We start from the raw sequence: 8,512 nt of genomic DNA, 5'->3' as shown, positions 1-8,512 counted from the left end.
CTGCGCCGATGGTACTATCGCTTAAGCGATGGAAGAGTAGGTCGTCGCCAGGCATTGAAGCCGGTGAACACAAAATGTTCGTGTCTCTTATGAGAACCCATCACATGTCATCTAAACACGCTCGCGCTCGCGAGCAAAACAGATAAACACCCTGGCGCGGGGTGGAGCAGCCCGGTAGCTCGTCAGGCTCATAACCTGAAGGTCACAGGTTCAAATCCTGTCCCCGCAACCATACAAACACACACACCAACCGTCTCAGGAAAACCCGAGGCGGTTTTTTTGTGCCTTTTTTCTGCGGCTTAACTCGGGGCGTAACCGCTCTCTACGTGCTGTCGTGTGCTTTTTTGCTCCACGGCGTCGATTTTGCACTCGGGGGTTATTTTGAGGGTTCAATCCCGCATCCACGCACGAGATACCCCCATCGTCCTCAAAGAACAGCAGGTCAGCTACGCCAGCATCCGTGATCGCGACTACAAGCCTACCGACGGCGCCGGCCTCTATTGCGTAAGATACCCGCGCGATTTCGTGCTTGAGAGCAGCATCGTGCCGTGCCCGCGCCGACAGGCGCGTGGGATCCTGACGCTGCGCGACGCGCTCGTAGTAGGTGGATGGGGCGATCGGCCAGATCGGCTCGACCCCATAGGCATCGCGGTGCCTCAGGAAAACAGCCTCCCGGGCTGCTTCCTGATCTTCGTCACCGTCTATAAACGCGATCATCGCAGGAACGCGCGGTCGAGCTCCGCCTGCGCAAAATATGCGGACGCCTTGCGCAGAATCGCGTTGGCCTGTCGCAGCGCACGGACCTCGCGCTCGGACGCCTTCATCTTGTCGGCAACCTCGGTCGGGACACCGGCACGCTTGCCGCTGTTGACCTCAGCCTTCTTAACCCGCTCACGCAGCGTCTGTGGAACGCAGCCGATCTTCTCCGCGATGGAAACCACCGCTGCCCATCGCGACGGATGATCCCGCTCGCGGCCGAAAACTATCCGTACTGCGCGTTCGCGAACTTCTGGCGCAAACTTGTTCGGCGTCTTGCTCATACGGGCTCCACCTTCTCAGGAGTTGGAGCCTCCGGCAAACCCGGTGCGGTTCAGAGCAGATCGCGAGAAATGCGCACAGTTGAGCCAACAACCCTGCGACCGGCCTTCTTCAAAAGCACACGCAAGAACTCTGTAAGTAAGGGGAACTTACGCACTAATATTCAGGGATAACTATCGAGCCGCGTCGAGTTCACGTCGCTACCTTCTGCTCGCTAATGGATTGGGAACAGGTATATTTTCTGCGTCTCAGGTCTTGCATGCGCTGCCTCTCCTATAACGAACAAGAGCTTAGGCGGGCACCATGCCCGGCCGCTCCGGCGTGAGAGGTGAGCGTGACAGAGACGATCGAAGTTCCCCAGTCGGTGACAGTGCGGTCGGCTGCGATGTTGGCTAGCCGTCTGGTCGAGGCCGCTCAGGTCGGTGGCGACGTCGTGGTAGACGTGGCGGCGCTGGCCGAGTGCGACCTGAGCTTCGTCCAGCTTCTCCTGGCAATGCGCACGCACCTTCAGGGCAACGGGGCCACGCTCAGCCTCGCGCAGCCCGCGGGGCCGGCGCTTCGCGCGCTGCTCGATCGTGCCGGGTTCGGCAATTCCAATCCTGACGACAGTCAATTCTGGTTTCACGGAGAACAGCCGCAATGACCGCGTCGATCCTTACCGTCGATGACTCTCCGAGCTTGCGGATGGCGATCAAGATCGCCCTCACCGGCGCTGGCTATTCCGTGACCGAAGCCGGTGACGGTGCCGAGGGCTTGCAAAAGGCGACTGCCGGCCATTTCGATCTGATCATCACCGATCTCAACATGCCGATCATGGACGGGCTGACGATGATCCGCGAACTGCGCAAGTCGCCTGCGCAATGCGGCACACCGATCATTTTCCTCACCACCGAATCCGACGATAGCGTCAAGCAGCAAGCCAAGGCGGCGGGGGCCACCGGCTGGCTGGTCAAGCCGTTCGTTCCCGAACAGTTGATAAAGGTCGCGCGCAAGGTGCTCGGGCGATGAGCGGACAGGACCCGATCGCTGCGTTCCGCATCGAGGCGGGCGAATTGCTCGAACAGATCGAACAGGGGCTGCTCGATCTGGGTCACCGGCTCGACGACCGCGACCTGGTCGACGAAGTGTTTCGAGGGCTGCATACGCTGAAGGGCTCGGGGTCGATGTTCGGCTTCGACGCGCTCGCGGCTTTCACGCATCATTGCGAGACGGCGTTCGACCGCGTCCGCAAGGGCCTCGCGCCTGCCACCCAAGCACTGGTCGCTGCGATTCTCTCGGCGAACGACCATATGCGCGCGCTGATCGACGGCGACGGTGCCGGGCTGGAAGCCGTCGGCGATACGATTCTGGCACGGCTGCAGGCGGCAATCGACGAGGGCGCGGGCGCCGCCGTGGCGGCGGTTGTGCCGGCGGATGCCGGATGGCGCATCGCCTTCCGCCTGCCGGTCGATGCCATGGCGAACGGCACCAATCCGCTGATTTTGCTCGATGAGCTGCGCGCACTAGGCGAGTGCCGCATTACCGCGCGCACCGATGCCATTCCCCCGCTCACCGAGCTCGTTCCGACCGAATGCCACATCGGCTGGGACGTCGAATTGCGCGGCGCCGTGTCGCGCGGCGATATCGAGGATGTCTTCATCTTCGTCATGGACGACATGGTATTGTCGATCGAGCCGTTGGCGCTGGCTGACGCAGCCGAGAGCGTCGCCGACCCGTCGTCGCCCAGCGATCCCGGTCCGAGTGCGACGCTGCCCGAGGTTCGGGCCGCAGAACCCGCCGCCCCGGTCGCGGCCCGCAGCGTTACCCCGGCCGGTGAAAGCGTCCGCGTCCCCGCCGAACGGCTCGACGAATTGATGGACCGGGTGGGCGAGCTCGTCATCGTCCAAAGCCGCTTGTCGCAACTTGCCAATCGCGGCGGCAGTGCTGCCGATCTGGTGCTGCGGTCGATCTCGGAAGAAATCGAGCGGCTGGCAGGCGAATTGCGCGATACGATGATGGTATTGCGCATGGTTCCGGTCGCGAGCCTGTTCGGCCGCTTCCGTCGGCTAATTCACGATCTCTCGCGCGAGACCGGCAAGACCATCGAGCTCTCGAGCGAAGGCGAAGCGACCGAGATCGACAAGACCGTGATCGAGCGACTCGCCGATCCGATGGTCCACCTGATCCGCAATGCCTGCGACCACGGGCTGGAGACCCCGGCCGAGCGCATCGCTGCGGGAAAGCCGGCCGCGGGACAGGTCAAGCTTTCGGCGCAACAGGTTGGCGGCGAGGTGATCATTACGATCCGCGACGACGGCCGGGGCATCGATCGCGAGCGCGTCCGCGCCAAGGCCGAAGCGCAGGGGCTGATCCAGCCCGGACAGGTGCTGAGCGATCAGGAACTGCTCCAGCTGATCTTCCATCCCGGCTTTTCCACGGCGGCGCAGGTCACCAACCTGTCGGGGCGCGGCGTCGGCATGGATGTCGTCAAGCGCACGATCGAAAGCCTGCGTGGCGGAATCGATGTAACGAGCGTGGACGGCGCGGGATCGACGGTGGTGCTGCGCATTCCGTTGACGCTGGCGATCATCGACGGGCTGCTGATCCGCGTCGGCACTGGCCGCTATGTCATCCCGCTCGCCGCGATCGAGGAATGTATCGAACTGAGCCTCGAGGAGGATTTGCGCTCGCGCAGTCGCAGCTTCGTGACGCTGCGCGACCGGCTGGTGCCGTTCCTGCGGCTGCGCGAGATGTTCGCGACCGATACGCGGCCTGATCCGCACCAGAAGATCGTGGTGATCGCCACCGGCGGCGAGCGCGTCGGGCTGGTCGTCGACCAGATTATCGGCAGCCACCAGACGGTAATCAAGCCGATGTCGCTGCTCCACCGCGACGTTTCCACCTTCGCGGGTGCAACGATCCTTGGCGATGGCGGGGTCGCGTTGATCCTTGACGTCGGCCAGCTCGTCGCACTCGGACAGCATCAGGAGGAGCGGCTTCGCGCCGCTGGATAAGTCATGGACGACCTCAACCAGACCCAGTGGGAAGTCGACGGCACGCTCGAAGTGCTGACCTTCGACCTGCAGGAAGAGACCTTCGCGCTTGAAGCCGTACTGGTGCGCGAAATTCTCGACATGCTGCCCGAGACGATCGTTCCCGGAGCCGATCCGCTGGTCGGGAGCGTCGTCAACTTTCGCGGCAAGATCATCCCGATCGCCGATCTGCGGCTTGCCTTCGGCATGGCCGCGGCGGCGGCGACGGTCGACAGCCGGATCGTCGTGATCGAAATCGATGCCGGGGGCATCCGGATCCAGCTCGGGATCCGCACCGACAAGGTCCATGAAGTCGCCACGCTGCGCCAGGACGCCAGCGAGGGCACCCCCGCCGTCGGAATGCGCTGGCGCCGCGATTATGTCCGCGAGCTTGTGCGAACACCTGCCGGTGTGATCGTCCTACCGCGACTTTCTGCGATCTTCCATTCACTGATCGGCGGCAGCGCGCCGTCCCAGCTGCCACCGCCGGCCATCCAATGACGCGGACTGGGGCGAGCAACGTTTGTGCCCTGATGGAGCCGTCCCGTTCCGATACGACGCTTGCAAAGGAAATCAGGTGATGCGCGCGACCATAAAGGCAAAACTGGCGGGCGCGTTCGTTGCTGTCCTAATTGTCTGTGTAGCGCTTGGTAGTGTCGGCGTCATGAAAATGAGTCTGATCAACCAACAATCAACCGTAATCAGTGAGAACTGGATGCCAAGCATCGATGCAGTTCATCACTTGAACACAGCCACTGCCGATATCCGCGTTGCACAATATAATCATGTTGCATCACTCGAAGACGCTGGCATGGACAAGGTCGAAACCGAACTTACGTCACTTCTCGCCGATATGCAGAAAGGCTTGGACCGTTATCAACGGCTCATTTCTTCGGATGAAGAACGAACGCTGTATAATCAATTTTCCGAAAAATATTCCCGGTACGTGGAGGATAGTAAAGGCATTCTGACCCTGTCTCGGCAGAACAAGAAAGTGGAAGCTGCCAATCTCCTCGGGCAGAACAAGCCTCTCTATGACGACATGTCGGCCGATCTTGTAAAACTGGTCAAGGTCAACGTTGACGGGGGCCTCGCCGCAAGCAAGATCGGCGACGAAACCTATGCCGCGGCACGCACCCTGTTAGTCGCGATGGTCGTCGTTGCGTTTGTGGTGACGACTGCGGCCGGCGTCTACCTTTCATTGCTCGTCTCACGCGGTCTCACGACCGCCGGGGCTGCGATGCGCCAGGTTGCGGAGGGCGATCTTACCAGCTCCGTCGAGGTGCACCAGAATGACGAGATCGGTGATTTGCTCGGGCTCGTCAATTCGATGATCGAACGGCTTCGCGGTGTCGTGGGCAACGCCAATATCGCCGCCGACAATGTTTCGGCCGGCAGCCAGGAACTGTCGGCAAGTTCGCAGCAAGTGTCCGAGGGGGCTACCGAACAGGCCGCTGCGGCCGAACAGGCCTCCGCCTCGATGGAAGAGATGGCCGCCAATATCAAGCAGAACGCCGACAATGCCGCGCAGACCGAGAAGATCGCGCGCCAATCCGCCAAAGATGCCGAAGCGAGCGGCATCGCGGTGGACAAGGCGGTCGGTGCGATGCGCACGATCGCGGAGAAGATCGGCATCGTCCAGGAGATCGCCCGTCAGACCGATTTGCTGGCGCTCAATGCCGCGGTCGAAGCGGCGCGAGCGGGCGAACATGGCCGCGGCTTTGCGGTGGTAGCGTCCGAAGTGCGCAAGCTCGCCGAACGGAGCCAGACCGCCGCGGCCGAGATCAGCTCGGTTTCGTCGGAAACCGTCAAAGCGGCCGCGGAAGCGGGCGAAATGCTGTCGAAGCTGGTACCCGACATCCGCCGGACGGCCGAACTCGTCGCGGAAATTAGCTCGGCCTGCCGCGAGCAGGACATCGGCTCCGCCCAGATCAACGAAGCGATCCAGCAACTCGATCAGGTCACGCAGCAAAACGCGAGCGCTTCGGAGCAGATCTCGACGACATCGGTCGAACTCGCCTCGCAGGCCGAGGAGCTTCAAGCCGGCATCGCCTATTTCCGGGTTGCCGATGAGCCCGACGGCCGGGTTACCAGGGCCGCTCCGTCGCCGGCACGACTCGCGCCTGCGCTGGCGGTGCGCAAGTCTGCTGCGCCGCTCCGGCCAAGACCGAATGCGAAAGTGAAGCCGCACTCGATCGCCGATCAAAAGGCACGGGTGAAGGGGTTCGCACTCGATCTCGCCACCGGCGGCCCCGACTCGAACGACGCAGACTTCGGACAAGCGGCGTAGGTTCGACCCAGCCAACCGCTCAGAAGTGTCGCGCACTAACCAGCGAATTCTCGTCCGAATAAGGATTTCTGCCACTTTTCGGCACGCCCAAAGGAAAGCTCTGCAATGTCTCTCAATATTTTCGGTGGCGTGTCGTCCAGCGTAGTCATGGCCGAACTTGCCCGTCTCGACGGGGCGATCGCGGCGGGCAATCTGTCCGCGCGCGCCAATGTGTCGGTCGCCAAAGGGCAAACGCACGGCGTGCTCAGTGCGATCAATCAACTCCTCGACACGGCGCTAAATCCGGTTGCCGTGCTGAACGACAGCATCAGCGAGATGTGCGCGGCGCACGACAAGGGCGACATCGATCTGCTTCTGTCGGTTGAGGATTTCCACGGGCCTTTCGCAGCAATGGCGAAGCGCGTGAACGGCATGGTCAGCAGCCACATCGCCGTGAAGAAACTGGCGATGACTTGCATCAAGGAATTCGGCGAAGGGAATTTCGAGGCCCCGCTCGAGCAATTCCCCGGGAAAAAGGCCTTCATCAACGACACTATCGAGACGTTGCGGAGCAATCTCAAGGGCATCATCTCGGAGATGAAGCACATGTCGGTCGAGCACGATAAGGGCGACATCGACATTTTCGTGCCGGCGGAGAAATTTCGCGGCGACTTTGCCGCATGGCGCAGGGCGTGAACACGATGGTCGCCAACCATATTGCCGTGAAGAAGAAGGCGATGGCGTGCATCAAGCAATTTGGCGAAGGCAATTTTGCAGCCCCGCTCGAGCAATTTCCCGGCAAGAAGGCTTTCATCAACGACACGATCGAAACGCTGCGGCAAAATCTTCGGGATATCACTACCGAAATTCAACGCCTGATTGGTGCCTCGACCGCCGGGCACCTTAGCGAACGTGGCACCGACGAACGTTTTGTGGGTGATTTTGCGGCACTGATCACGGGCATCAATGGCATGCTCGACGCTATCGTGTTGCCGATCGCAGAGGGGAACCGGGTGCTCGACCTGGTCAGCACAGGCGATTTGATCGAACGCGTCGAGATCGCCTGCGAAGGCGATCACCGGCGCATGAAGAATTCGATCAACGCGCTGGTCGATAATCTGCGTCTGAGCGCCAATTTGGCCGATATGATCGCCGATGGCGACTTGACGGTGAATCACGAGCCGCTGTCCGACAAGGACATATTGGGCCAGGCATTGGTGCGGATGATCGAACGCCTGCGCGGCGTTGTCGGCAACGCCAATATCGCTGCAGACAATGTCTCGGCGGGTAGCCAAGAGCTGTCGGCGAGTTCGGAACAGGTGTCGCAAGGTGCGACCGAACAGGCCGCTGCCGCCGAACAGGCCTCCGCCTCGATGGAAGAGATGGCCGCCAACATCAAGCAGAACGCCGACAATGCCGCGCAGACCGAGAAGATCGCGCGCCAGTCGTCGAAGGATGCCGAAGCTAGCGGAGTTGCGGTCGATCGGGCCGTCGGCGCGATGCGCACGATCGCCGCGAAGATCGGCATCGTCCAGGAAATCGCACGCCAGACCGATCTGCTCGCGCTCAATGCCGCGGTCGAAGCGGCCCGCGCGGGCGAACATGGCCGCGGCTTTGCGGTGGTTGCGTCCGAAGTGCGCAAGCTCGCCGAGCGTAGCCAGGCGGCCGCCGCCGAGATCGGCGACGTGTCGTGCGAGACCGTCAAAGCCGCCACTGAGGCGGGAGAGATGTTGACCAGGCTGGTGCCCGACATTCGCCGGACCGCCGAACTGGTCTCCGAGATCAGCTCGGCATGCCGCGAGCAAGATATCGGGGCGTCGCAGATCAACGAGGCGATCCAGCAGCTCGATCAGGTGACCCAGCAAAATGCCAGCGCGTCCGAGCAGATATCGACCACATCGATCCAGCTCGCCTCGCAGGCCGAGGAGCTTCAGGCGAGCATCGCCTATTTCCGCGTTGACGAAGACCCGGTCGGCCGGGCTGCACGCGCCGCGCCGCCCACATCACAACGCGCGTCCGCGAACGTGGCGCGCAAGCCTGCCGCGTCGTTCCGGCCAAAGCCGAATGCCAAGGTGAAGCCGCATTCGATCGCCAATCAAAAGGCGCGGGTGAAGGGGTTTGCGCTCGATCTTACCTCTGGCGGCCCGGACGCGGACGATATGGATTTCGGTAGCCAGGCCGCCTGACCCCGCAC

7 protein-coding genes, 1 tRNA gene and 1 pseudogene are annotated in these 8,512 nt (G+C 62.1%); 8 read left to right on the top strand and 1 reads right to left on the bottom strand.

Going from position 1 to position 8,512, the window contains the following annotated elements:
• The first annotated feature begins 155 nt into the window (after positions 1–155).
• A tRNA-Met gene (locus tag U1872_RS05225) sits at positions 156–232 on the top strand.
• 278 nt (positions 233–510) lie between these two features.
• Here the strand turns inward: U1872_RS05225 and U1872_RS05220 are convergent.
• Positions 511–1,040: pseudogene (locus U1872_RS05220) on the bottom strand (transposase); the annotation flags it as partial.
• A gap of 332 nt (positions 1,041–1,372) precedes the next feature.
• Between U1872_RS05220 and U1872_RS05215 the strand changes: the two are divergent.
• The 7 genes from U1872_RS05215 (at position 1,373) to U1872_RS05185 (ending at position 8,504) form a co-directional block, all read left to right on the top strand.
• Positions 1,373–1,681: an STAS domain-containing protein gene (locus U1872_RS05215; protein WP_332791785.1), complete on the top strand. Its 309-nt coding sequence runs from the start codon at positions 1,373–1,375 to the stop codon at positions 1,679–1,681.
• A complete protein-coding gene (locus U1872_RS05210) occupies positions 1,678–2,046 on the top strand; it encodes a response regulator (protein ID WP_332791784.1) in 369 nt (122 codons plus the stop codon). The genes U1872_RS05215 and U1872_RS05210 overlap by 4 nt, the downstream gene beginning before the upstream one ends.
• Positions 2,043–4,031, top strand: coding sequence for a chemotaxis protein CheA (locus U1872_RS05205; protein WP_332791783.1), 1,989 nt, complete (start codon positions 2,043–2,045; stop codon positions 4,029–4,031). The genes U1872_RS05210 and U1872_RS05205 overlap by 4 nt, the downstream gene beginning before the upstream one ends.
• A gap of 3 nt (positions 4,032–4,034) precedes the next feature.
• On the top strand, positions 4,035–4,550 hold the full coding sequence (locus U1872_RS05200) for a chemotaxis protein CheW (protein WP_332791782.1): 516 nt from the start codon (positions 4,035–4,037) through the stop codon (positions 4,548–4,550).
• 79 nt (positions 4,551–4,629) lie between these two features.
• The gene (locus U1872_RS05195; RefSeq protein WP_332791839.1) at positions 4,630–6,339 is read left to right on the top strand and encodes a methyl-accepting chemotaxis protein; all 1,710 of its coding nucleotides are present in this window, start codon (positions 4,630–4,632) and stop codon (positions 6,337–6,339) included.
• Between the two features lie 105 nt (positions 6,340–6,444).
• On the top strand, positions 6,445–7,014 hold the full coding sequence (locus tag U1872_RS05190) for a hypothetical protein (protein ID WP_332791781.1): 570 nt from the start codon (positions 6,445–6,447) through the stop codon (positions 7,012–7,014).
• A gap of 5 nt (positions 7,015–7,019) precedes the next feature.
• Positions 7,020–8,504 carry a methyl-accepting chemotaxis protein gene (locus U1872_RS05185; protein WP_332791838.1) on the top strand — a complete coding sequence of 495 codons (1,485 nt, stop codon included), beginning with the start codon at positions 7,020–7,022 and terminating at the stop codon, positions 8,502–8,504.
• Positions 8,505–8,512 lie beyond the last annotated feature (8 nt).

The organism is Parasphingomonas frigoris (assembly GCF_036663815.1).
Lineage (GTDB): Bacteria > Pseudomonadota > Alphaproteobacteria > Sphingomonadales > Sphingomonadaceae > Sphingomonas.
Note: the sequence above shows the minus strand (reverse complement) of the source record. Positions and strands in the feature narration are given on the sequence as shown.